Here is a 24,061-nt window from a genome sequence, read left to right as displayed (position 1 = left end):
GGTCTGTTTTATAAGGCATAAAAAAAAGAATAGCATATGCTACCTGTCTTGCATCAATTTTCGGCAATACCATTGGCAAGTAATGAAATATATCCGATTATACAAATTGCAATAATGTTAAGTATTATTAGTAGCCATTTCATTATGCCTTTTTTGGCTTTTAGTCCCGAAAAAACTCCTAATAATGGGAAAAGAAACATCGAAATAATAAATGGTTTACCGAATGTTCCTAACGATACACCACCCAACATTGTATAAAACAAACCAATGAAGATTACCAAAGTAGCAAGTGAAAAAATACTGTATTTATTCAACTGGGTTCACCTCCTGAAAGGTATTTGTTATTCCTAATTTATCATATTCAAACCTTTATACATTTACTATTTTTATATCTTTATTATATCACAATGTTTATTTTTCTCCTTCAAAAGCCACAAAGTTTACGAAAACAGCCTTCCCTTTTTGATTCATTTGCTTCTCTTGTTCGTTCACTGAGTTTCGATCGTTAGGGCTGCAGTAACCCATTACGATCTGTTCTGAATTTTGCTTGTCTTATATATAGAATGTGACACTAGAAAGGATGAAAGCGAAAAGCTTCCATTGAATATATTATTTGTAAACTGATAATTAAAGCATCTACTTTCGAATGGAGGAGCACTTAAACAGGTCAATATATTCCACCTTTCTAGTCAATCCTGTCCATTTTGAAGCGTTTACATTCGCTTTACAATGAGTAAGAGGAGGTGAGTAAAAGTGACAAAAAAGAAGATGAAAAAATCATTTGTTTTTTGGGCTTTTGTTGGACCTGCGTTTTTAGCATTCTCTCTTATTGTTCTCTACCCGTTTTTAACTGGACTTTATTATGCCTTTACTAGCTGGAATGGTGTTTCTGGTGAAGTGAAATGGGTTGGATTGGACAACTTTAAGACAATTTTTACAACAGACAAACAGTTTTTACATTCCTTTTGGATTACGACGAAATATACGTTTGTTGCGATCATATTCACAAATTTGATTGGATTTTCCTTAGCTCTTCTCCTAACTCAACCGTTGAAGACTCGTAACATTCTTCGAACCGTATTCTTTATTCCAAACTTAATAGGAGGATTATTGTTAGGGTTTATTTGGCAATTTATTTTTGTAAAAGGATTCGTTTCAATCGGACAACTAACAGGCTGGAAATTATTCGAACTGCCTTGGCTCGGTGATGAAAAGACCGCATTTTGGGGGATTGTGATCGTAAGTGTATGGCAAGGTGCCGGTTACATTATGGTCATTTATGTTGCTGCACTTCAAAATGTTCCACAAGAGCTGGTAGAAGCTGCGAAGATTGATGGGGCGGGCCCATGGAAAATTCTCCGTCACGTCATCATTCCTTTGATTGTTCCTGCTTTTACGATTTGTTTATTCTTAACAACTTCATGGTCTTATAAGATTTTCGAAGTGAACCTGTCATTAACAAATGGTGGTCCGTTTAAATCGACGGAAATGCTAGCTCTAAACATTTATACTGAGGCATTCGTTAATAACCGTTATGGACTCGGAGAAGCAAAAGCATTTATTTTCTTTATGATCGTCGCGTCGATAACAACATTACAAGTGTATTTAACGAAGAAAAAGGAGGTGGAATCATAAATGAAGCGAATATATAACTTGAAGATTTTCTCGATAGAAGTAATAGCTATTGCGATTGCAATGGTATTTTTAGTTCCTTTCTATTACGTGATCGTGAATTCCTTAAAGCCTTTTGCTGAAATATTGTTAAATACGTCAGCTCTTCCAAAAGAGCTAATGTGGGAGAATTATAGTAATGCCTTTGAAAAAATGAATTTTGGAAAAGTGTTTTTAAACTCATTGATTATTACTGTATCAAGTAATATTGTGATTGTTGTCTTTTGTTCGATGGCTGCTTATATGTTAGTCAGAACAAAAGGTAAACTAAGCACGGTATTATTCTTTATGTTCGTTGCAGCAATGGTGATCCCGTTCCAGTCGATTATGATTCCGCTCGTAAAATTTACTGGTAAAATCCATTTAATTAATAGCATACCTGGTCTAGTCTTCATGTATTTAGGGTTTGGAGCGGGGCTGTCGATCTTTCTATATCACGGCTTTATTAAAGGGATCCCGATTGAATTAGAGGAAGCTGCGATAATCGATGGCTGCAGTCGATTTGGGGTTTTTTGGAGAATTGTGTTTCCCCTACTAAAACCGATAACAGTTACCATTATCATATTGAATAGCTTATGGATCTGGAACGATTTCCTATTGCCGCTCCTAGTCCTTCAGGATGCTAGCTTAAGAACGATTCCACTAGCCACGTTCTATTTCTTCGGTCAATTTACGAAACAATGGGATTTAGCATTAGCTGCACTGGTTATTAGTATTTTGCCGCTATTGATATTGTTCTTCTTTTTGCAAAAACATATTATTAAAGGAATCACAGCAGGATCTATTAAATAAATACATCAACATATTCCACCTAATTGGTCAATCTGGTCTCCTTAAATTGTAGTGAAAGTTTACTAATATGAAAGTGTACAAGAAAAAAGGGGGAAAATAAATGAAAATGAAAGGGTTTTCATTATTGGCATTATTGATGGCCTTTATGTTAGTCTTAGCAGCTTGCTCGTCTGAAAAAACGAGTAAGGAAGCAGATGAGAAAGATAACAAAGATACTGACAAAAAAGAAGTTAAAGAAGTGACGTTAGATGTATTCCAATTCAAAGTGGAAATTGCAGAAGATTTAGAAGCGCTTGCTGCAGAATACACGAAGGAAAATCCCCATGTAAATTTCAATATTAAAACCGTGGGCGGCGGAGCAGATTACGGTGCAGCTTTAAAAGCAGAATTTGCTTCAGGAAATGCTCCTGATATCTTCAATAACGGTGGTTTCCAAGAGGCAAAAACTTGGTTAGAGCACTTAGAAGACCTTTCCGATCAGCCTTGGGTTCAACACGTTTATGACAATGCGAAAGAACCAATGACGATTGATGGTAAGGTCTATGGACAGCCATTAAACCTTGAAGGATACGGCTTCATCTATAACAAAGCTTTATTTGAAAAAGCTGGTATTACAACCCTTCCAAAAACTCTAACGGAACTTGAGGATGCTGCGAAGAAGCTTGAAAAAGCAGGCATTACTCCTTTCTCAGTTGGGTATGGAGAATGGTGGGTATTAGGAATTCACTTAGCAAACATTCCATTTGCACACCAAGCGGATCCAGATGCATTTATTAAAGGACTTAGCGAAGGTACTGAAAAAATTACAGGAAACGAAGTATTTAAACAATGGATGGACTTATTTGATCTAACGATTAAATACGGTAATAAAAACCCACTAACAACAGATTATAAAACACAAGTCACTCTATTTGCTTCAGGTCAAACAGCTATGATGCAGCAAGGGAACTGGACTCATAATGACATCATGAAAATTGATGAGAAAATCAACATTGGTTTCTTGCCAATTCCAATTAACAATGATGCTCAAGCCATGGATAAACTGGCTGTAGGCGTTCCAAATAACTGGGTCATCAACAAAAATTCTCCTGAAAAAGAAGAAGCGAAAAAATTCTTAAACTGGATGGTTTCCTCTGAAACAGGACAGAAATACATTGTAGATCAATTTAAATTTATTCCTGCGTTCGATAACATTAAGGCAGAAGGCCTAGGTGCGATGGCTGATGACATTATTCGTTATTCTAACGAAGGGAAAACGTTGTCCTGGAACTGGTTTAAATATCCTGATGGCGTTGCAAATGAATTTGGTGCAGCGATGCAGGCTTATATCGGTGGACAAAAAACAAAAGAAGAAATGCTTAAGCAGTTCCAAGATTCTTGGGATAGCTTAAAGAAATAGGTACCCCTCACATTATTATATATTTTTTAAAGAGCTGAGATTCGTTTCACGTTTCAGCTCTTTCTTCTATCAAAAAATGTCAATCATTCGTTATACAAGGTGGTATAATCGATTATATAAACTTGTAAAAGAGGAAATATATGTTCTTTAGCATCCGAAAAAAATTGTTTTTGTTTCTTACGATTGCTACTTTATTTCCGTTTACGATCTCCATTTGGATTACATACATCTATACAACGGAATCCGTAAAGGAACAGTTTATCCATGAGAATTTAAATATCATCTCGAAAGGAAGAGTGGACCTATCTAACTATTTTCAGGACATCACTTCCATTCTTCCCCCATTATACCAAAATCGCTCCTTTATGAATGTAATGGAGAGTGGGGCGGAAAGCTATATTGAAAAAAATCAGCAAGAGATTAGCCGAACGCTTATTAACATTTATTTTACGAGGAAAGAAATAGAACAGGTGCATCTGTATATCAGAAATGGAAATGATTCTTATACCGTTTATTCCAACAAGCTTAGCAGTCGAGGAAAATATGAGCATGTTGAAGATCATCCTTTGTACAAAGAATTACTCAATGAGCAGACTCCAATTCTTATAGAGGGAACCCATCCAATTTACAGCTATAATCATTTATCCTTCATTCCCAATTCCTTTGTAAAAGACGTGGTCAGCTTTCATCAATCAATTTATAGCATACCTCATAGTAGACTACTTGGATTTCTTTCCATTGATATCGAGCTTTCAGAAATTCAAGCGATATCAGAGCGTTTGTTTCAGCCTGGAGTTGAAGACTTTTTCCTAATCAACGATAAAGGAATGCTCATTTTCTCCTCTGAAAAGCAAAAAAACGGGGAGAAATTAACGGAGGACTGGTATCAAAAAATCCAATCTAAAAAAGATACCAATGGATCTCTTCTAATGAATAGAGGGGATTTTAAAGGTGTGTATGTATATGAGAAGTTTTCTGCACCATATGAAAAATGGATGATTGTGAAAAGTATCCCTTATGATGTTTTATACGAAAATGCCAGAAGAATTGCCTTTATGAATATCTTCATTGGAGCCGTTATGATTATCGTGGTTTTGATTGCGACATTCTTTGTTTCTATTAAAATTACTTCCCCAATTAAATTATTGATTGAAAATATAAAGAGAATTGAAAAAGGAGAATTAAAGGTTCATTTTAAAACGTTAGGAAATGACGAATTTGGCCTACTCGGGCAGCATTTTAAATCGATGATTGAAAAAATCAATGACTTAATTTTACGAGAGTATTTACTTGAAATTAAAAACAAGTCTACCCAATTAAAGGTTTTACAGTCGCAAGTCAATCCGCACTTTTTATACAACTCTTTACAATCCATTGGAACTCTAGCTTTAAAGTATAAAGCACCAAAGGTGTATTCATTACTGATTTCCTTATCATCTTTAATGCGTTACAGCATCAATATGGATGAAGATTTTGTTTCCCTTGAGAAAGAAATGAAACATGTTCAAACCTATTTAATGCTGCAAAAAGAGAGATTTGGAGAAAGACTGGAGTATGATTTCAATATTGAACATAGTATTCTCAATTCTCAGATTCCTAAAATGATTCTTCAGCCAATCGTTGAAAATTATTTTAAGCATGCATTTGAAGGGAATTCCAAAACGGGTCGAATGGAAATTGTAGCAAGACAAATCAATGATACCCACAAAAGAATCATCATTTCTGACAATGGTAGTGGAGTTTCTGAAAAGAGATTAAGGGAAATCATTCAATCGTTATCAAGAATTAAACAAACCGAGAGTGTTGGTTTAAAAAATATATATGACCGTCTTCAAATTTATTATGGCAGCGAGGCTTCCATGGATGTTTATCGAGGGGAATTGGGAGGCTTTACGGTCGATTTATGTATACCGATTTCCCGTGAAGAGGAGAGATTGGATGAAAGTATTGATCGTTGATGACGAACAGCATGTTCGAGAAGGTATTAAGTTGCTTGGTGAATGGGACCGTCTTGGAGTCACGGAGTTATTGGAAGCAGCAAATGGTCAGGTTGCGATTGAACAAATCAAACGATTCCAGCCTGAAATTGTCTTAACAGATATTAAAATGCCAGAGATGGACGGAATGGATTTATTGAAATGGATCTATGATGAAAAAAGAAATATAAAAACTGTATTAATTACAGGTTACGATGATTATGGGTATATGAGAAAGGCGATCCAGTATAAATCCAGTGATTATATTTTGAAACCGGTCGACCCAGAGGCGTTAAATCAAACCATTGAAAAAACAATTCTATTATTAAAAGAAGAGCAAAACCCTTTTAATATTCAAATGGATCAAATTCAGCCAAAAAAAGAAATAAAAACCATTCAATTAGTGGAACAATACATTCAGCAGCATTATCTACGAGAAGTCTCTTTACAAGAAATTGCTGATCGATTTTTTATAAGCAGGGAATACATCTCAAGAAAATTTAAACAAGAATACGGGCAAAACTTATCAGACTATTTAACAAATGTCCGGATGGATAAAGCAAAACAATTATTATCTGATCCAAACATAAAAATTTATGAAGTGGCTCATAGGATCGGCTATGAAGATGATAAGTATTTTCGAAAATTGTTTAAGAAAAAAGTTGGTGTAACGCCGAATGAATATCGGAAAACTGCAAAATCGTTTAAATAGTAATGGAGATATCATTCTTTATTAAAAAAGACGTAGCATACTTCTTTACCTAAAAAATGGGCTGTTTCGACAGTCCATTTTGCATTTTTAAAGAGCTTACAGGAGAGTATAAATATTGATATTTATTTAAGGTTTTGTTACATTAAAAACTTGAGTCCATACAAAATGAATAGTAAACAAACTAGAGGGGGTTCGTGGATGAAGTTATTAGTAAATTTTGTGAGTGATACCAATACCATACTTTGGTCTTATATTCTGATCATCATGTTAATTGGTTTAGGACTCTATTTTACGATTCGTACAAAGTTTGTTCAATTTCGTATGTTCGGTGAAATGGTTCGACTATTAGGCGAAGGAGCAAGGGATGAAAAAAAAGGTGTTTCGTCATTCCAGGCTTTTTGTATTAGCACAGCTTCTCGCGTTGGTACTGGAAACCTTGCAGGTGTAGCCTTGGCCATTACAACGGGCGGTCCAGGTGCGGTATTCTGGATGTGGCTGATTGCAATTATCGGTTCAGCTTCTGCTTTTGTCGAAAGTACTCTTGCTCAGATCTATAAAGTAAAACATGGTGACACATTCCGGGGCGGACCAGCTTACTATATGGAAAAAGGATTGAACGCTCGCTGGATGGGGATTACGTTTGCTATATTATTGTCCCTTTCCTTTGGACTTGCATTTAACTCTGTTCAGGCAAACACCATTTCAAGTGCACTCAATAAATCTTTTGGAATAGACAAGACACTTATTGCTATCGTCTTATCTATTATTACAGCTGTGATTATTTTCGGTGGGATTAAGCGAGTTGCCAAAGTGGCTGAACTAATGGTACCGATCATGGCAGGTGCTTACATAATAATTGCCTTATATATAATGATTACGAATCTAACCGAAATACCAGGCGTTTTTGTTTTAATTTTTGAAAATGCATTTGGATTGAAAGAAGTGGCAGGAGGAACACTTGGTGCAGCCATGATGAATGGAATCAAACGCGGCTTGTTTTCAAATGAAGCCGGTATGGGGAGCGCTCCCAATGCAGCAGCGGCTGCTGACGTCACCCATCCAGTTAAACAAGGACTCATTCAGGCGTTAGGCGTTTTTGTGGACACGCTTGTTATTTGTAGCTCGACTGCTTTTATCATTTTATTGTCAGGACTATATACATCTAAAGAATCGGATGGTATTATCCTAACACAAAATGCACTTGAGACCTCCATAGGAGAATGGGCCGGTATCTTCCTTGCCTTCATTGTGTTTTTATTTGCCTACAGTTCGGTAGTAGGGAACTACTTTTATGGCGAATCCAACATCGAGTTTTTCAGTTCAAGTAAACTCTTGTTAAACCTTTTCCGTGTTGCAGTTGTCGGTATGGTTGCATTTGGTTCTATTGCATCCTTAGATTTTGTATGGAGTCTTGCAGATTTATTCATGGGTCTGATGGCAATTATTAACTTAATCGCTATTTCATTGCTAGGGAAAATTGCATTTGCTGCACTTGCTGATTATAAAAAACAAAAAGCGAGCGGAAAGAATCCTGTCTTTCATGTTTCGAATATTGAAGGGCTAAAAAATGTTGAGGCATGGAGTAATGCTTCAGATAAGATGGAGGCTGACAAAAATTAATTCATTTTAGTCTCAATAATGGTTAACGCCAGCTCGTATGGAGCTGGCGTTGTTTCTCTATTAATGATGATTATGATCACCGGTATGATGTTGGGGTGAATGTAGCGATTGTAATTCTTTTTCAGAAACTTTTCCTACAATGACCAGTTTAGTTGGCATAACAGTCAATCTTACAATGTGCTTTCATAACCCTCATATATTTTTTTAACTTTTTCTTTAAATGGTTTATGTAGTATAGGACGATGAAAATATATCCAAAATAAATGTGGTAGACCATTGAAAGGATGAGCAGCTTGGGATCAAAACATAAGGTTAGTAAATGGTGTTTAGTCAGTATGGCGTCTATTCCATTAGTTATGACTTTGGGGAATTCCATGTTAATTCCCATCTTGCCAAAGATTGAAAAAATCCTTCATATATCGGCTTTTCAGTCTAGTTTAATCATTACAGTATATTCGATCGCATCTATTTTTCTCATCCCAGTCGCCGGATATTTATCTGACCAGTTTGGACGAAAGAAAATAATGGTTCCGAGCTTACTTCTGGTTATTATTGGGGGATTTATTTCATCATTTGCTGCGTGGAGGTTAAGTGAACCTTTTACCGTTATAATCATCGGGAGAGTAATACAAGGAATTGGTGCTGCAGGAGCAGCTCCCATCGTTTTACCATTGGTTGGGGATTTATATAGTAATGAAGAGGAAGCAAGTAATTGTCTAGGGATTATTGAAACCTCGAATACTTTTGGTAAAGTATTAAGCCCAATTTTAGGTTCGATATTATTTTCTATCATATGGTTTTTTCCTTTTTTCTCTATTTCTATTTTCAGTCTTATATCGTTGTTCATGGTAGTAAAATTCATAAAAACGCCAACTCAAAAAGAGTCATCTCTACCATTTAAAGCTTTTTTTAGTAAAACGAAGGAAATATTAATAAGAGAATGGAGATGGCTGCTTGTTATTTTTATCATTGGTATTTATCTGATGCTCGTCCTTTTTGCAGTTCTATTTTACTTTTCAAAAATTCTAGAGGAACAATATCATTATGAGGGGATCATAAAAGGCTTCATATTAGCTGTTCCCTTACTGTTTTTATGTATAGCCTCCCTTCTTTCAGGTAGAAAAATAAAGGACAGTGTAAAGAAAATGAAAGCCATTATTATGATTGGTTTATTTCTCATTTCAATTAGCAGCGCTTTTTTATGGAAAGCGGATCAGTTTTTCCTACAATTACTATTACTAAGTATTGCAGGGGTTGGCTTTGGAAGTTTATTACCCGCCTTAGATGCTTTAATTACAGAGTTTATAGAAAAAGAAGAAAGAGGAATCATTACTTCATTTTATAGTTCCGCAAGGTTTATCGGGGTAGCTGTTGGACCTCCAATGATGTCTATAGCTCTAACAAAATCATTCGATCTCATTTTCCTTCTATTTGGAGTAATGGGAATCATCCTTTTGTTGTCTTCGTTACTTTGGATAAAAGTGCAAACATAAAGTAAGAAACAATCGAATATATTTATTTGAAAACCTTTCAAAACAGGTAAAGATAGCACAATCATTGGCAAAGTGAGTGACATCAATAAAGGGGAAATGATACTAATTACCCCAATTGGCGCTAAAAGAAAAATGCAGCGATTATCAGGGATCATGCTGCCGAGAATTTGTTACTAGTCATGCTTCTATAGAGCCTACCTTCTGCTTGTTGTCACTTATTATCGAAAAAATAATAAGCGACTAAGAGGATAGGCTCTTTGTTTACGACAGACTTTTATAAAAAAAATAAATATTTCTGACACATTCCGACAATATCGAGGCTAAAGTTGGTGTATAATAAAATCAAACGGTGAAAAAAGAGGATTGATATCTTGCTATTCAAAAGCCTAGAGTTCAAAAATGTTGTTGGACAGAAGGTAAAAATTATTGAAATTCCATTAGTGGAGGAAGATAACTTAAACTATTTTATTATTTCTAAGAAATTAGAAGGATTCATTAAAACCGTTTATTTGAGCACTGACAAAAAAAGAATGTATTCTTTTAAAGACTATTTGAAAAGGGGATTAAAATGGCCCGTTTATCAGAGGTTATTTGAAGAAACTGAACTAAAAAATAATGCATAAAGGATGACCACTGTAATTGTAGAGGGAGCATAGCCCTTCCTACTTTACAGTGGTCATCCTTTTTTGATGAGGCTTGAAGGTCCAATGATTGATATATCGATCTACTGGCCAATATATTGGGCTGACGACCGATATATGCGAGCTGACGACCGATATATGCGAGCTGACGACCGATATATGCGGGCTGACGACCGATATATGCGAGCTGACGACCGATATATGCGGGCTGACGACCGATATATGCGAGCTGATGACCGATATATGCGAGCTGACGACCGATATATGCGGGCTGACGACCGATATATGCGAGCTGATGACCGATATATGCGAGCTAACGACCGATATATGCGAGCTGATGACCGATATATGCGGGCTGACGACCGATTTATTCGGCTAACGACCGATATTATTAAGCTACCCGACCGATATATTGCCCTTTAATCACAGAAATATTGGAATGATGAGTGAAAAACCAGTTGCCATCAGCGTATAGATCCGACAAAACCGTTTAATTGAAACGGAATGTTTTTTTATTCCGATTAACCTTTTGGCATAGGAGTTGGAGTTGGTTTAGCAAATCCCTTTTTATACTTGCTGTCAATATATTCTCTAATTTCTTTCATTGATTTGCCATCCTTAAATTGAAGAATGGATTGGGTTGCTGTTTCTAGGCATACGCCGCACCGAGTGCCATGGTCATCCCAAACCACTTCACCATTTTCCTTATTGTCATGGACGAAGCAATCATAATTATCACGATGACCGCTAGAATCAGCACATCCACAATAGCAAGGGATTTTCTCAAGAAGATCTCGATGCTTGGCTGCTGCCGCATAGATTTTTACCATTTCTTCTGGCTTATCTTTCAAAAATTGTGGCAAGTCATCGGCAGATTTAGTGGTTTCACGTAAATCTCCGCTTTCTGCATAATGAATATGCTCCTCTTTCAAAGAGCTTGAAGAATCTTGATTTTTTGAAGCACTACAGCCTGTTAAGAAAAAAGATAGAATTAAAGTACCAATTATTAGTTTTTTCTTCATATGGACCACCTTCCATTTTAGAATCTTTTGTTATTTTATCATACTACAAGCTTCAATGACTTTATAAAATTCGTGATGATTTATACATTCTAAGCTTGATTAAAAGGTCAATTTTTCATCTATATTTTCATAATCTCCATGTTAAAACACAAAGATCTATTACTTATTTCTTTTTTTGTTCACATTTGTCTGATAGAATGTTGACGTAACAATTATACATAAAGGATTGATTCTATGACATTTCTAAAAAAATCATGGCCGCTTTTGATTTTGCTTCTCTTGTTATCAGCATGCGGAAGAAAAGAAATTCCGAACGCAAAGAACTGGCCCGTTGAAGAATTTTCGTATACAAATCAAAATGGAGAAAAAGTGAGCCTTGAGGATTTGAAAGGGAAGGTATGGGTTGCAGATTTTGTTTTTACAAACTGCAAAACGATTTGTCTTCCGATGACCTCTAATATGGTGAAATTGCAAAATGCGCTAAAGGATGAAGGAATAAAAGATGTAGAGCTTGTTTCCTTTAGCATTGATCCAACAGTCGATTCACCTGATGTTCTGACTGAATATGGCAAACGGTTTCATGCTGATTTTTCAAATTGGCACTTTTTAACGGGGTATTCCCAAGAAGAGATTGAATCATTTGCGAAGGAAAGCTTTAAAACTCTTGTCAAAAAACCGGAAGGAGAAGATCAGGTCATTCATGGCACCGACTTCTTTCTTGTCGATCAAGAAGGAAAAATCATTCAAAATTACAACGGTGCAAAAGATTTCCCGTTGGAAGAAATTATAAAAGACATAAAAATTTTGCAAAATGATTAAGGGATACAAGGTAGAGTTTGGATCACCCTAGGACTTTATCTGAAAAAGGTAAAGTCTTTTTTTATTGTTTTCATAAAAGGTACAACTAGTATAGTATAATAAACAATGATGAATTCAAGGCTTTTAAGGCAGGTGAGAGAGTTGAAGAAAAAATTCATCTTTCTTTTTTTATGCTGTATTGTATTGACGGCTTGTTCAGTACCCAGCAGAATTCAACATTCTCCTTCCTATCATAAAGAAAGAGCTACAAATCTAACCCCAAAAAAAGAGATTCCAAATGATTTTTTTCCTATTGATATAAATATTGTATCAATCGGGGATTCCTTGACATTAGGGGTGGGTGACAGCACGAATAGAGGTGGATACCTACCCTATTTAGTCAAGCTATTAAATAAAGAAAAACAAATCAGAAATATAGAAACATCCAATTATGGAGTTAGAGGTCATCGCTCGGATCAATTATTGAAGAGATTGAATAGAGAAGAAATACAAAAGGACATAATAAACGCTGATGCAGTTATTATTACGGTCGGCGGTAACGACGTGATGAAAGTGGTTAGAGAGCATTACTTACATCTCAAATTAAAATACTTTACAGAACAAAAAATAGAATATGAGAACAATTTGAATAAAATGATTACGAAGATTCGTTCCTTAAACAATGATGCTGACATTTATCTAGTCGGCTTATATAATCCCTATTCAAAGTGGGTAGCAACCTTGAGAGAGCTTGATTTCATCATCGAGGATTGGAATATGAGTATTAAGAAAATGACCAATTCCTACGATGATGTATATTTTGTTGAAATAGAAGATCTTTTCAATAACTCAAAAGAAAATGTATTATTTGAAAAGGATTACTTTCACCCAAATGACCGAGGATATGAATTGATGGCAGAAAGGATTTTTCTTAGGTTTAAAGAAGAAACAATGCTGAATTCAGCAGAAGCAGCGGGAAGAAGGTAGAGGAGGAATTTTTGGTTTTGAAAGTAGTAAAAAACAAATGGAAAATATTGTTTTTCGTTTTATTCGTATTGAATGTTGTAAGCGTTGGGACATTATTACTATTGTTCGGTGGCTCTACCGAAAACATTAAACCTCCTAAAACGAAGACACTTCAACAAGATGAAGTGAATTTTCATATTACGACCAATAAAAAAGATTTAAATGCACTTATTAATCATTATTTAGATAAAGAAGGTTTGACTGGTCCAATCGATTATGATGTGATTTTGGCAGATGAGGTAGAGTTTTACGGATCTTTGCTAGCTTTTGGTAGGGAATTTAAGTTGAAAATGACCTTTGAACCTGAAGCCCTTAGAAACGGGGACCTACTGTTAAAGCAAAAATCAATAGAATTGGGTGAAGTAAGGCTGCCTGCTAGCTATATTATGAATTTTATTAAGAAGCAATATAAAACCCCAATCTGGGTGAAAATTGATCCAAAAAATGAACAAGTTTATGTATCGCTTCAGGAATTGAAGCTAAAGGGTAATACAAAGATCAAAGTCAAACAATTCGATTTACCGAACAACAAGATCTCGTTTGAACTACTTGTACCGACTAAGTGAGAAAAAGGGATGACATTAGCCAAGGCAACACGTGTCGTCCCTTTTATTATTTTTGTATTAAAAAGTTCACTCATGAAATACCAACTCTATGGGACAGACACTATGGTTTAAGGAGATAAAATTAACACTTCCAAAGCTGGTGTTCCGTTAGCAAATCCTACCGCGTAGATGGTATATGCTGTATTAGGTCGGAACGTGATATTTGGCAAAGCCAATGCAACCGTTTTAGTTCCTGAAACACGTGCTTCTAGATCGACAGTCATTGGGGACAGTCCCATATATTCCGTAGACTTTCTAAATGAAACGTTTGGAAAAATTACGTCTCCGCTTTTGACAGCTAGATCCACTGCAGGTGCATCAGGAGAAAGGTGGACAAATCTGACCTTAGCTTCTCCCGGTGGGGTAATTGGTGAATCTTCGAATGCTAGCAGCTTTAAATTTTTACCCGACCCAGCTGCTACAAGCATATAGTTTTTTCCGCTATCAACGGTCACTCTCTTACTTATGACTGTTGCAATCATGTTTCCTGCCGGATAAATGTCTATATGGTATTTGCCTTTCGGCAGATTTAAGTAGTCTGTAACATTTTTGTATGAAAAGTCTTTTAAAACTCTCATTCCATTTATATAGACATCGACATTCGAAGCATCTGGTGCAGCATGAAGAATTCGAACTCTTGCAGGAGACTCACTCATAGAAGGTGTCCCATTAGCTCTTCCGCTTTGAATGGCCCTTTGAAGATGCTTAAAATGTTTTTGATAATAGTGAACATGTAAATTTGGATTAGTATATTTATAAAAATCCGCAAGCATTCCGTACTTGGCAGCTTTTTGAAAATGATTTTCAGGCTTTTGGACCGTCATCTGCTTTTCCCCTCTCTTAAAAGTCCTTCGTTGTAAGCATATGCAAGACAACTTGGGCATGTGCCATGGTTTTTTATAATTAGAAAATATTCGATTTATCTCTATTGGAAAAGATGCAAATTCATTTACGAAACAGGGTAGAAAGGGTAAAATTCAAAAAATGGGGAAAATAGTAAAAAGAGTTTTATATTTGGAGGAGATAACATGTCACAGGAATTACAGAAAGCAACGTTTGCAGGAGGTTGCTTTTGGTGTATGGTAAAGCCTTTTGATGAGGAGCCAGGCATCCATTCAGTGATTTCCGGTTATACGGGCGGTACAAAAGAAAACCCAACCTATCAAGAGGTTTGTGCAGGAAATACTGGTCATTATGAAGCTGTTCAAATTACGTTCGATCCAGCAATCTATCCATATGAAAGGCTATTGGATGTTTTCTGGATGCAAATCGATCCAACCGATCCGGGAGGCCAGTTTTACGATCGCGGCCAATCTTATCAAACAGCCATTTTCTATCATAATGATGAACAAAAGGAACTAGCAGAAAAATCAAAGAAAAAGCTTGAGGAAAGTGGAAAGTTCAACAAGCCAATTGCTACAAAAATCCTGCCAGCAAAGACATTTTATCCAGCTGAAGAATATCATCAGTATTACTATAAGAAGAATCCTTTACACTATGAACGTTATAACAAGGGATCCGGAAGAGAAGCTTTTATTTTGAAGCATTGGGGGGATCAACTTGGAAAAAAATAAAGAGGAATTAAAAAAACGTCTAACACCTATTCAATATGAAGTAACGCAAAACAACGGGACTGAGCCACCTTTCAGGAACGAGTATTGGAATAATAAAGAACCGGGAATCTATGTAGATATCGTTTCTGGAAAACCGTTATTTAGTTCAAAGGATCAATATGATGCCGGCTGCGGCTGGCCAAGCTTCACGAAACCGATTGATGAAGATGAAATCGTAGAGAAAGCAGATTTTTCATATGGGATGCGCCGTACTGAAGTTCGAAGCAAAACGGCAGATTCACATCTTGGTCATGTTTTTCCAGATGGACCTGGTCCTAATGGCCTTCGATACTGCATTAATTCGGCTTCCCTTCGATTCATACCGGTTGAAATGCTGGAAGAAGAGGGTTATGGGGAGTATAAGAAATTATTTAACTAGTATAGATACTAGAATGAAATGATAGAAAGGGGCTATACCATAAGTCCCTATATTGAGCAAGTGGAGAAAAACGATCCGTTTTTCTCCACTTGCTTTTATATTTTTTGATTGTGCAGCCTCTCTTCACAATATTCCCCGAGTTTTCCCAATAATCCGGCCAATTCACACATTAATCCCGTCACTTTAGGAAAAATTCCCGCCAAACGTTACTTTTTACACTTTTTAAAAGTGTGAACTGATTTTGGCATACAAAATTATTTGAAGTGGGAGGGGGACTCCTCCCACTTAATCTATACGAAAAGAGCCTCAATTTTTAACAAAGTTGCTCTGTTCGGGCAGCCCCTTTGATGTCATGCCCCCAGATAGAATGAACTTCATTGCATCCTCAGGCTTCACGTCAATAACTTCCACTTGGTCTTTTGGAACTAAGAAAGTAAACCCTGCTACCTGGAAGGTTTGTGGAATATAAACAGCTACATGATCACTAAGTGGACTATAAAAGTCCTTGATATTTTCTGAAGTGATAAAGCCGATGCTCTTCATGTTAGAGTTTGGCTGTGTGACCATCACGACCTTTGAAAAAGATTTCTTTTCCCCTAAAAAGGAATGCACAGTATCTTTAATAACCGAATAAATGGTTTTAATGAAAGGAATTTTAATCAATAATTTATCTATGAGCTTAATCACACTTCCTGTAATGAATTGAGTAGAAAGCCATCCTAAAACGGTAATGAGAATAATAGTAAGTAGGATTCCGATACCTGGCACATATCCTTCTTTTAAATAAATTTTTAAGTATCCTCCAAGTAAACCATCTAAAAAGGTAAAAATTTTAAATACTACATAGATGACTAAAATAATAGGAACAATGGTCAAAATTCCATTAATGAAATTTTTCAATATCGCTTTCATAAGTTCTCCTTCCTATTTGTTTTCTATTTTCTTGCTCATAATAATCGAAGACAGTCTAATCACGGATGCATTTGTAACATTATATCTACTTTTTTCACCCGTCACTTCAAATCGTACCGTATGAAGGTCATTGGTTAGCCCGCTTGTAATGTACAAATATCGCTCTTTTTCAAATGGCCACCAAGTACTCATTGTAGTGTAAAATTTTCCATCTATAAAAACATTGAACATGCCACCATCCGGGCTTCGTAACAGTTTGATACCAAGAATGCTGCCATAGAAATGAAATTCAACGTAGCTGCCTTTCTTATTGCTAACGAGATAGTTTTGCTGAAGTTTAAAACCTTTTTGTTCTGAAAATTCAGTAACGACATCAAACTCCATATCGGAATTTTCATGGATTGGCGGTTTTAGCTCCGCGATTTTTTTGTGCTTTTGTATATGTTGTTTAAGCCTCTCCATTATGGTATTTGCATATACCTCATATCCTCTTCCGTTCGGATGGACATTGTCTTTTGTAAGTTCATGAACTGTCATGCCACTTTGCTGAAAAGCAGCCCGCATATCGATGTTCGAGGCATTATAGTGACGAGAGATCTTTTCAATGGCTTCTGCAAATTCTTGATTTGGCAAGGAGCTTTCTGTAAAAGTTATGATCTCGGCACGAGGATATAGGGAAGCAGCCTTACGAAGCAATGACTCATAAAGTAAGCTGAAAGCATGAGCTTTCATATATTTACGGTCATTTTCTCCAAAACAAATAAACACGACATCCACGCTATTGTCAGGTTGTTTTTTCTGTAATTTGAATAGTCCTTCGAACGCAGTAGCTCCACTTTGCACAACATAGTAGCCTTTCATGGACGCACCATATTGCCTAAATACTTTCTTTTCCATTTGCTTATACCATTTTTTATCTGAGGTTTCAGCTCCAGAACCACGGCCAATACTGTCGCCAATCACAATGTATTTAATCGGCAGCCCATGAGTAAGCTTTTCGTAAAAATGAAAGGATGTATAAGACGGCTCTACATAGAATGATTGTGCATGTCTAAGGCAAACAGCTGTCATAAAGAGCATGCAACTGAATGCAAAGGGCCTAAAAACGTTTTTCAAGTGCAATCTCCACCATATCGTATTCTTTTTCTAGTATCATAGCAAATAGGATAATGGGTTGAAAAGGCAAAAGAAATCTATTTTCAAACAAGCCTATATTGAGAAAAATGGGCGAATGCACATACAGACATTTGCCTTCTAACATAAAGTATGAGTGTAATTGAGATTACAGAAACTTTTGAGGAGTGAAAAATATGTATTATGGATATGATGGCTGTGGGCATGGCGGATATGGCGGCGGATTTGGTGGCGGATATGGTGGATATGGTTACGGTGGCTTTGGATGGGGCGCCGGCTCCTTCGCTCTAATTGTTGTATTGTTTATTCTTCTCATTATCATCGGTGCTTCTTTCACGGGTAGAGATTGCTGCTAATATGGAACATAGCCGGCTTTTTTAGCCGGTTTTTATTTTTTAAATGTTAGATTTTTAGTTATTGAATTAGAAGAATTTTGTAATAAAAGGGTATACATAAAATAAATCACGAACAATTTTATAAATTAATTATAAATAGTTCGTCAAATTCGTTGACTAGTTGTGATGGTTTTTGTTATAGTATCCAAGGGTAATAGATAACTTGATGATTTACATCAGGAGGAATGCTATATGAAAACGAATTATGATGTGATTGTGGTAGGCGCGGGTCCTGCTGGGATTTTTACATGCTATGAGTTGACTTTGAAAATGCCAGAAGCAAATGTTTTATTGATTGATAAAGGTCATGATATATATAAAAGAAATTGTCCTATTCTACAAAAGAAAATAGAAAAATGTCCACCTGCAGCCGGAAAGAAAGATTATGCGGGTTGTTTACCAGCCTGTTCGATCACGAACGGTTTTGGAGGGGCAGGTGCTTATTCAGACGGAAAATTTAATATTACTAGTGAATTTGGTGGCTGGATGACGGATTATTTGCCAGATTCTCAAGTAGTTGATCTCATTAAATATGTAGATGAAATAAACTTAAAGCACGGTGCCACGGACTCAATCACTGACCCTTTAACAGACAAAGTTCGTGAAATTGAGCGTCGTGGATATGCAGCAGGCTTGAAGCTTCTTCGTGCTCAAGTACGCCACCTTGGTACAGAGCAAAACCTGGAAATTTTGAAAAATATTTTTGAATACTTACGTGAAAAGGTCGATATGGTTTTCAAAACGGAAGTTGAGGACCTCATTACCGAAAAAACTTCTGATGGATTTGTTGCTCGTGGTATTCTATTGAAAAACGGTGAGACCATCACAGCTGATAAAGTAGTCGTTGCTCCTGGACGTGACGGCTCTAAATGGTTGACACAAATGTTGAAAAACCGTCGTCTACGAATGATTAACAATCAAGTTGACGTTGGTGTGCGTGTAGAAACGTCCAATATCGTAATGGAAGAAATCAATGAGCATTTATACGAAGGAAAATTTATTTTTAACACGTCTGTCGGGACGACTGTACGTACCTTCTGTAGCAATCCTTCTGGTCATGTAGTAGTTGAAAATCATTCCGGTATTATGCTTGCAAACGGTCACGCCTATAAGGACCCGAAGCTTGGAAGCAACAATACAAACTTTGCGCTATTAGTTTCCCATACGTTTGCAGAGCCGTTTGATAAGCCGAATGAATATGCCCATGAAGTATCAAGACTAGCTAACGCTTTATCAAACGGGGGAATTATCGTACAAAAATATGGGGATTTATTAAAAGGTCGCCGTTCTACTGAAAAACGTATTAAAGAAGGCTTTTTAGAACCGACTTTAAAGGAAGCAGTCCCAGGAGATTTAGGCCTAGTTCTCCCATATAATACATTAAAGAGCTTAATTGAAATGACAGAGGCATTAAACCATGTTACTCCTGGTTTAGCGTCAGAGCACACACTGTTCTATGGTGTTGAAGCAAAATTCTATTCCGCTCGCCCTAAGCTAAATAATCGATTCGAAACGGAAATTTCGGGGTTATACGTTGGAGGAGACGGTGCCGGGATCACCCGTGGACTAGCTCAAGCAAGCGCCTGTGGCGTATGGATTGCACGAGATATTGTAGAAAAGATGAAAGGGAAAAAAGCGTCTGAAACTGTAGCAGTATAATCGATAAAGACTGTCTAAAAGGTGAATTTTTGGACAGTCTTTTTTATTTATTCTGCTAATTCGCACAAATCGATCAAGTCTGTATTTTATGGTCCGATAAAGCAATTTGCCCCTGTATATCGATCACTAAAGTGGAGGCCCGTTGCTTAATTTCCGGCAGTATTGCTTGATGAAAGTTTCATCATGTAATTAAAAGAAATTATTGATAAGGTATTTACTAACAATATTTCATCGCAAGATCCCTTACTTTTGGAATTTATTAGATCGGGTACAAGGAGATTAGGGCAAATTGCTATACCTCTGACAAAATCGAGGACATAAATATTGGGGCAAGTTTCTTGATAATAGCTGCTATGTTATTGGCAATTTGGTGGCAATTTTTCGGCATCCTCTCATATATATGTAAAAAGATCATTAGGAGGAGAACCGTGCTGGATCATTTATATATAACCCGAGAAATCATGGAAGCGATTCTTAAAGTCATTGATGAAGGGATTCATGTTGTGGATACAAAAGGAAACACGATTTTTTATAACGAAGTGGCTGCCCGACATGATGGAATGAAAGTCAAAGAGGTTCTTGGTAAACCACTCTTAGAAGTGTTTCCGTCTCTTACAAAGGAAAGTAGTACATTGTTACAGGTGATTGCAACCGGTAAGCCAATTTTCCATAAAGGTCAAACGTATGTGAATGTTCATGGTAAAACGATTGATACCATCAACACAACCCTCCCAATTTTTGTATCCGGAAAGTTGGTTGGTGCCGTAGAAGTGGCGAAGGATTATTCAAAGCTAAGGAAAATAGCTGAAAGGTTGATAGACTTAGAGAGCATTTACAAAAATCCAAATAAAAACAATGAAAATCATAATGGTGCAAAGTATAGCTTTGATTCAATTATAACAAAAGATCCAGTTTTCTTAGAGACAATTGCGAAAGGGAAAAAAGCTGCACTCTCTTCATCCCCGGTTCTTGTGTATGGAGAAAGCGGAACAGGAAAAGAATTGTTTGTGCAGGGTATGCATAATGCTTCCTTGAGAAGAAAGAAGCCATTTATCGCCCAAAACTGTGCTGCCTTGCCAGAATCATTATTAGAAAGTATTCTTTTCGGTACAGCAAAAGGAAGCTACACTGGAGCAGTCGATCGACCAGGCTTGTTTGAACTTGCCAGCGGAGGAACGTTATTTTTGGACGAGCTTCAATCGATGCCGATCCAACTGCAATCGAAACTACTCAGAGTGATTGAGGATGGTCTTGTACGAAGGATTGGTGGAACAAAATCCATTTCTGTTGATGTCAGGCTAACAGCGGCGATGAACATCCAACCACAGGTAGCATTAAAAAATCAAATTTTACGGCATGATCTTTATTATCGATTAAATGTTTTGTCGTTTGAGCTTCCCCCATTACGTGAAAGAAAACAAGATATCATGCTTTTAACGAACCATTTTATTGAAAAGTATAACAATCTTTTAAAAATGAATGTTTTAGGCATCGAAAAAGAAGTGGAGGAGCTTTTTTTATCGCTCGAATGGAAAGGGAACGTTCGTGAGCTAAAACACACCATCGAATTTATGATGAATGTTGTTGAAGGGTCTCGTCTTACCTATGCGGATCTTCCGGTCTTTATTCAAAAGAGAAAAATTCTTAGCGAAAGTGTCGGTACGATCCCACCATTAAGAGAGGTCTTAAAGAAAACGGAAGCTCAATTAATACAAGCTGCACTTGAGAGTACAAATGGAAATATTTTAAAAGCTGCAAAACTACTCCAAATCCCCAGACAAACCTTGCAATATAAACTTTCAAAGTATAACTTATAGAGCCTTTTTTATATAATAGCTCTCAAAAAATAATCCATTGGCATGCGAATTGCATAAATAAATATGACAAATGGCAGGGAGGAATTCGCATGCTGCATGATTTATATAAACCAAAACGACATTGGAAGGAAATTGAACTTTGGAAGAACGTATCAGATGAACAATGGAATGATTGGCTATGGCAGCTGACCAATACAGTAAGAACGCTTGACGATTTAAAGAAAGTGATCCATTTGACCCCTGATGAAGAAGAAGGAGTCAAGATATCTACAAAAACGATCCCATTAAACATTACACCATATTACGCTTCTTTAATGAATCCCGATGATTCGAGATGCCCGGTTCGAATGCAATCGGTACCGGTTTCTAAGGAAATCTATAAAACAAAATATGATTTAGAAGATCCTCTATATGAGGATGAAGACTCACCTGTACCGGGACTCACTCACCGCTATCCAGACAGGGTACTCTTCCTAGTGACGAATCAATGCTCCATGTACTGCCGATATTGTACGAGAAGAAGATTTTCCGGACAAATTGGCATGGGTGTCCCAAAAAAGCAGTTAGATGCGGCGATCGAATATATCAGAAATACACCTGAAGTTCGTGATGTCCTTATTTCAGGAGGGGACGGCTTATTAATTAACGACACAATTCTTGAATATATTTTAAAAAATCTTAGAGCCATTCCACATGTTGAGATTATCCGAATCGGTACGAGAGCCCCAGTTGTATTTCCACAAAGAATCACTGAAAACTTGTGTAACATCTTAAAAAAATATCATCCAGTTTGGCTAAACACTCATTTTAACACATCCATTGAGATAACCGAAGACTCAAAGCGTGCCTGTGAAATGCTTGTAAACGCTGGTGTACCGGTTGGAAATCAATCTGTGATTCTAGCAGGGATAAACGATAGCGTACCAATCATGAAAAAATTAATGCATGATTTAGTAAAAATTCGAGTAAGACCTTATTATATTTATCAATGTGACCTTTCAGAAGGAATCAGTCATTTTAGAGCTCCGGTATCAAAAGGATTAGAAATCATTGAAGGCTTGAGGGGGCATACGAGTGGTTATGCAGTTCCTACTTTTGTAGTCGATGCGCCTGGTGGAGGAGGAAAAATCTCGCTTCAGCCAAATTATATTCTTTCCCAAACACCAGCAAAGACCGTTTTACGTAACTTTGAAGGAGTTATAACCACTTATCCAGAACCGGAAAACTATGTAGCAGGGCGCGCAGAAGATTACTTTAAGGAAATGTATCCTGACTATGAAAAGAAACAGTCCTTAACAGGTATTTCAGGACTGACTCAGGATATTCAATTTAACCTCATTCCTGAAGGGCTGAAAAGAATGAATAAACGTCGCCATTATCAAAGTGACCCTAGTCATTCTTCATTGAAGGATAAAAGGGAAAAACGTGATGAGCTCAAAGAAAAAAAATTCCTTGCAGAACAAGTGAAGTATAAGGAGAAAAATCAGGAGGAAACCAAAAATGATTAAACTGTGTGAATGGTGCGAGGAAGGGGAATTGTTTTCAGAGTTTCACAACGCGTATTGGGAACTGCCTGATGGGACAAGAGCGGTCACCATTACAGAAACTCCGACGTTTGTTTGTTCCAAATGCAAGGCAGCCTATCAAAGTGAAGAAACGATAAAAGAAATTGAGGATCAACTTTTTCTCGTCGATCGAAAAGCGATTCCTTCCATCATCTCCTATCAAGAGCTCATGAACATGAAAAGACTTTTAAAACGGAACTATTTTGATTTTTCCTAAAAAATTTCACAAATTGTTCATTGTTTATACAGATTTTCTCTATATTCTTCCTATAAGATAGGGGGTAGGGTAAGCAATTAGGGAGAATAGGGGAGAAGACAAATGTATTTTGCGCTTACATTCATGCTCGTATCTGCCATGTTCGTTCTGTTCATGTGTGGCTATTATGTCGGAGTCATTAAAGAGAAGTATGGGAAGAACTGGCTCTTTGCTGTTCCGCTAACAATCGCCATCCTAATGTTTAATATTATTTGGGCCTTGTTGGAAATGAGCAAATCTGGACGTTGGGGTTAACAATAAATGGAAACATGAAGGGGCTGTCCAATAAGTCGAATTTTCGGCTTTTGGATGCCCCTTTTTATGTTCAAGAAAATGGATCGATCACCATTCTTGATTTTTAATTATTAATGAAGTTGCCCTATTCGGACAACCCCTTTGTTTTTCGAGAAAAAATGCGTTATATTTATATATTAAAAAATAAGGTAGTGTCAAAAGTTCTATGAAAAACTAGTTCTAGGCATCTCCGCCAGGATTTCAGGAATAGCCAAGTCCGCAATCGCTCTTGACAAACAGTCGAAAAAGGTTGCGATACGGCCATCAAGGGCGAAGGGAACA

General features: G+C 36.7%; 24 protein-coding genes and 1 pseudogene. 20 read left to right on the top strand and 5 right to left on the bottom strand.

Annotation, left to right across the window (positions count from 1 at the left end):
- Positions 1 to 53: 53 nt before the first annotated feature.
- The gene (locus tag GD441_RS13460) at positions 54 to 314 is read right to left on the bottom strand and encodes a hypothetical protein (protein WP_153126949.1); all 261 of its coding nucleotides are present in this window, start codon (positions 312 to 314) and stop codon (positions 54 to 56) included.
- Between the two features lie 454 nt (positions 315 to 768).
- Here GD441_RS13460 and GD441_RS13455 point away from each other — a divergent pair, with 454 nt between their 5' ends.
- From GD441_RS13455 to GD441_RS13415, 9 genes are all read left to right on the top strand, one after another.
- On the top strand, positions 769 to 1,635 hold the full coding sequence (locus tag GD441_RS13455; protein ID WP_153126967.1) for a carbohydrate ABC transporter permease: 867 nt from the start codon (positions 769 to 771) through the stop codon (positions 1,633 to 1,635).
- Complete coding sequence (locus tag GD441_RS13450) at positions 1,636 to 2,463, top strand: carbohydrate ABC transporter permease (protein ID WP_153126948.1); 828 nt, start codon at positions 1,636 to 1,638, stop codon at positions 2,461 to 2,463.
- 100 nt (positions 2,464 to 2,563) lie between these two features.
- The gene (locus GD441_RS13445) at positions 2,564 to 3,862 is read left to right on the top strand and encodes an ABC transporter substrate-binding protein (protein ID WP_153126947.1); all 1,299 of its coding nucleotides are present in this window, start codon (positions 2,564 to 2,566) and stop codon (positions 3,860 to 3,862) included.
- 140 nt (positions 3,863 to 4,002) lie between these two features.
- The gene (locus tag GD441_RS13440; protein WP_153126946.1) at positions 4,003 to 5,820 is read left to right on the top strand and encodes a sensor histidine kinase; all 1,818 of its coding nucleotides are present in this window, start codon (positions 4,003 to 4,005) and stop codon (positions 5,818 to 5,820) included.
- Positions 5,801 to 6,550, top strand: coding sequence for a response regulator transcription factor (locus tag GD441_RS13435; protein WP_153126945.1), 750 nt, complete (start codon positions 5,801 to 5,803; stop codon positions 6,548 to 6,550). The genes GD441_RS13440 and GD441_RS13435 overlap by 20 nt, the downstream gene beginning before the upstream one ends.
- A gap of 198 nt (positions 6,551 to 6,748) precedes the next feature.
- Positions 6,749 to 8,170 (top strand): alanine/glycine:cation symporter family protein, encoded by a 1,422-nt coding sequence (locus GD441_RS13430; protein ID WP_153126944.1) that lies wholly within the window; start codon positions 6,749 to 6,751, stop codon positions 8,168 to 8,170.
- Between the two features lie 284 nt (positions 8,171 to 8,454).
- Complete coding sequence (locus GD441_RS13425) at positions 8,455 to 9,663, top strand: MFS transporter (protein ID WP_420849703.1); 1,209 nt, start codon at positions 8,455 to 8,457, stop codon at positions 9,661 to 9,663.
- Positions 9,664 to 10,034: 371 nt separating this feature from the next.
- Complete coding sequence (locus GD441_RS13420; protein ID WP_153126943.1) at positions 10,035 to 10,286, top strand: DUF2535 family protein; 252 nt, start codon at positions 10,035 to 10,037, stop codon at positions 10,284 to 10,286.
- Positions 10,287 to 10,349: 63 nt separating this feature from the next.
- On the top strand, positions 10,350 to 10,727 hold the full coding sequence (locus tag GD441_RS13415) for a hypothetical protein (RefSeq protein WP_225434235.1): 378 nt from the start codon (positions 10,350 to 10,352) through the stop codon (positions 10,725 to 10,727).
- A gap of 98 nt (positions 10,728 to 10,825) precedes the next feature.
- Here GD441_RS13415 and GD441_RS13410 read toward each other — a convergent pair whose 3' ends face one another.
- The gene (locus GD441_RS13410) at positions 10,826 to 11,326 is read right to left on the bottom strand and encodes a PCYCGC motif-containing (lipo)protein (protein ID WP_153126941.1); all 501 of its coding nucleotides are present in this window, start codon (positions 11,324 to 11,326) and stop codon (positions 10,826 to 10,828) included.
- A 234-nt stretch (positions 11,327 to 11,560) separates the two neighbouring features.
- Here GD441_RS13410 and GD441_RS13405 point away from each other — a divergent pair, with 234 nt between their 5' ends.
- The 3 genes from GD441_RS13405 (at position 11,561) to GD441_RS13395 (ending at position 13,716) form a co-directional block, all read left to right on the top strand.
- Entirely contained in the window at positions 11,561 to 12,145 is a 585-nt protein-coding gene (locus GD441_RS13405; protein ID WP_153126940.1) for an SCO family protein, read from the top strand.
- A 141-nt stretch (positions 12,146 to 12,286) separates the two neighbouring features.
- Positions 12,287 to 13,111: an SGNH/GDSL hydrolase family protein gene (locus GD441_RS13400; RefSeq protein ID WP_191992193.1), complete on the top strand. Its 825-nt coding sequence runs from the start codon at positions 12,287 to 12,289 to the stop codon at positions 13,109 to 13,111.
- Positions 13,112 to 13,128: 17 nt separating this feature from the next.
- Positions 13,129 to 13,716, top strand: a complete 588-nt coding sequence (locus GD441_RS13395) for a YpmS family protein (protein ID WP_153126938.1) — start codon at positions 13,129 to 13,131, stop codon at positions 13,714 to 13,716.
- Positions 13,717 to 13,823: 107 nt separating this feature from the next.
- Here GD441_RS13395 and GD441_RS13390 read toward each other — a convergent pair whose 3' ends face one another.
- Positions 13,824 to 14,579, bottom strand: a complete 756-nt coding sequence (locus tag GD441_RS13390; protein ID WP_153126937.1) for a DUF4397 domain-containing protein — start codon at positions 14,577 to 14,579, stop codon at positions 13,824 to 13,826.
- A gap of 204 nt (positions 14,580 to 14,783) precedes the next feature.
- Here GD441_RS13390 and msrA point away from each other — a divergent pair, with 204 nt between their 5' ends.
- On the top strand, positions 14,784 to 15,329 hold the full coding sequence (gene msrA / locus GD441_RS13385; RefSeq protein ID WP_153126936.1) for a peptide-methionine (S)-S-oxide reductase MsrA: 546 nt from the start codon (positions 14,784 to 14,786) through the stop codon (positions 15,327 to 15,329).
- On the top strand, positions 15,316 to 15,747 hold the full coding sequence (msrB, locus tag GD441_RS13380) for a peptide-methionine (R)-S-oxide reductase MsrB (RefSeq protein ID WP_153126935.1): 432 nt from the start codon (positions 15,316 to 15,318) through the stop codon (positions 15,745 to 15,747). Before msrA ends, msrB begins: the two co-directional genes overlap by 14 nt.
- A 306-nt stretch (positions 15,748 to 16,053) precedes the next feature.
- On the opposite strand, the gene GD441_RS13375 is transcribed toward msrB, so the two are convergent.
- Both GD441_RS13375 and GD441_RS13370 read right to left on the bottom strand, forming a co-directional pair.
- Positions 16,054 to 16,659 carry a DUF502 domain-containing protein gene (locus GD441_RS13375; protein ID WP_153126934.1) on the bottom strand — a complete coding sequence of 202 codons (606 nt, stop codon included), beginning with the start codon at positions 16,657 to 16,659 and terminating at the stop codon, positions 16,054 to 16,056.
- A gap of 12 nt (positions 16,660 to 16,671) precedes the next feature.
- Positions 16,672 to 17,775, bottom strand: coding sequence for an SGNH/GDSL hydrolase family protein (locus tag GD441_RS13370; RefSeq protein ID WP_153126933.1), 1,104 nt, complete (start codon positions 17,773 to 17,775; stop codon positions 16,672 to 16,674).
- Between the two features lie 272 nt (positions 17,776 to 18,047).
- Between GD441_RS13370 and GD441_RS17675 the strand changes: the two are divergent.
- The 6 genes and pseudogenes from GD441_RS17675 to GD441_RS13340 form a co-directional block, all read left to right on the top strand.
- Positions 18,048 to 18,149: pseudogene (locus GD441_RS17675) on the top strand (YjcZ family sporulation protein); the annotation flags it as partial.
- A gap of 231 nt (positions 18,150 to 18,380) precedes the next feature.
- Positions 18,381 to 19,847: an NAD(P)/FAD-dependent oxidoreductase gene (locus tag GD441_RS13360; RefSeq protein ID WP_153126931.1), complete on the top strand. Its 1,467-nt coding sequence runs from the start codon at positions 18,381 to 18,383 to the stop codon at positions 19,845 to 19,847.
- A gap of 461 nt (positions 19,848 to 20,308) precedes the next feature.
- Positions 20,309 to 21,664 carry a sigma-54 interaction domain-containing protein gene (locus GD441_RS13355; protein WP_225434236.1) on the top strand — a complete coding sequence of 452 codons (1,356 nt, stop codon included), beginning with the start codon at positions 20,309 to 20,311 and terminating at the stop codon, positions 21,662 to 21,664.
- A gap of 89 nt (positions 21,665 to 21,753) precedes the next feature.
- On the top strand, positions 21,754 to 23,172 hold the full coding sequence (gene kamA, locus GD441_RS13350) for a lysine 2,3-aminomutase (RefSeq protein WP_153126930.1): 1,419 nt from the start codon (positions 21,754 to 21,756) through the stop codon (positions 23,170 to 23,172).
- Positions 23,168 to 23,446 carry a YokU family protein gene (locus GD441_RS13345; protein WP_420849704.1) on the top strand — a complete coding sequence of 93 codons (279 nt, stop codon included), beginning with the start codon at positions 23,168 to 23,170 and terminating at the stop codon, positions 23,444 to 23,446. The genes kamA and GD441_RS13345 overlap by 5 nt, the downstream gene beginning before the upstream one ends.
- Positions 23,447 to 23,548: 102 nt before the next feature.
- Complete coding sequence (locus GD441_RS13340; RefSeq protein WP_153126928.1) at positions 23,549 to 23,740, top strand: hypothetical protein; 192 nt, start codon at positions 23,549 to 23,551, stop codon at positions 23,738 to 23,740.
- Positions 23,741 to 24,061 lie beyond the last annotated feature (321 nt).

The sequence above is a fragment of the Peribacillus tepidiphilus genome, from assembly GCF_009466385.1.
Lineage (GTDB): Bacteria > Bacillota > Bacilli > Bacillales > DSM-1321 > Bacillus_BN > Bacillus_BN tepidiphilus.
The sequence above is the reverse complement of the archived record's forward strand: the minus strand, read 5'-3'. Positions and strand labels throughout refer to the sequence as shown.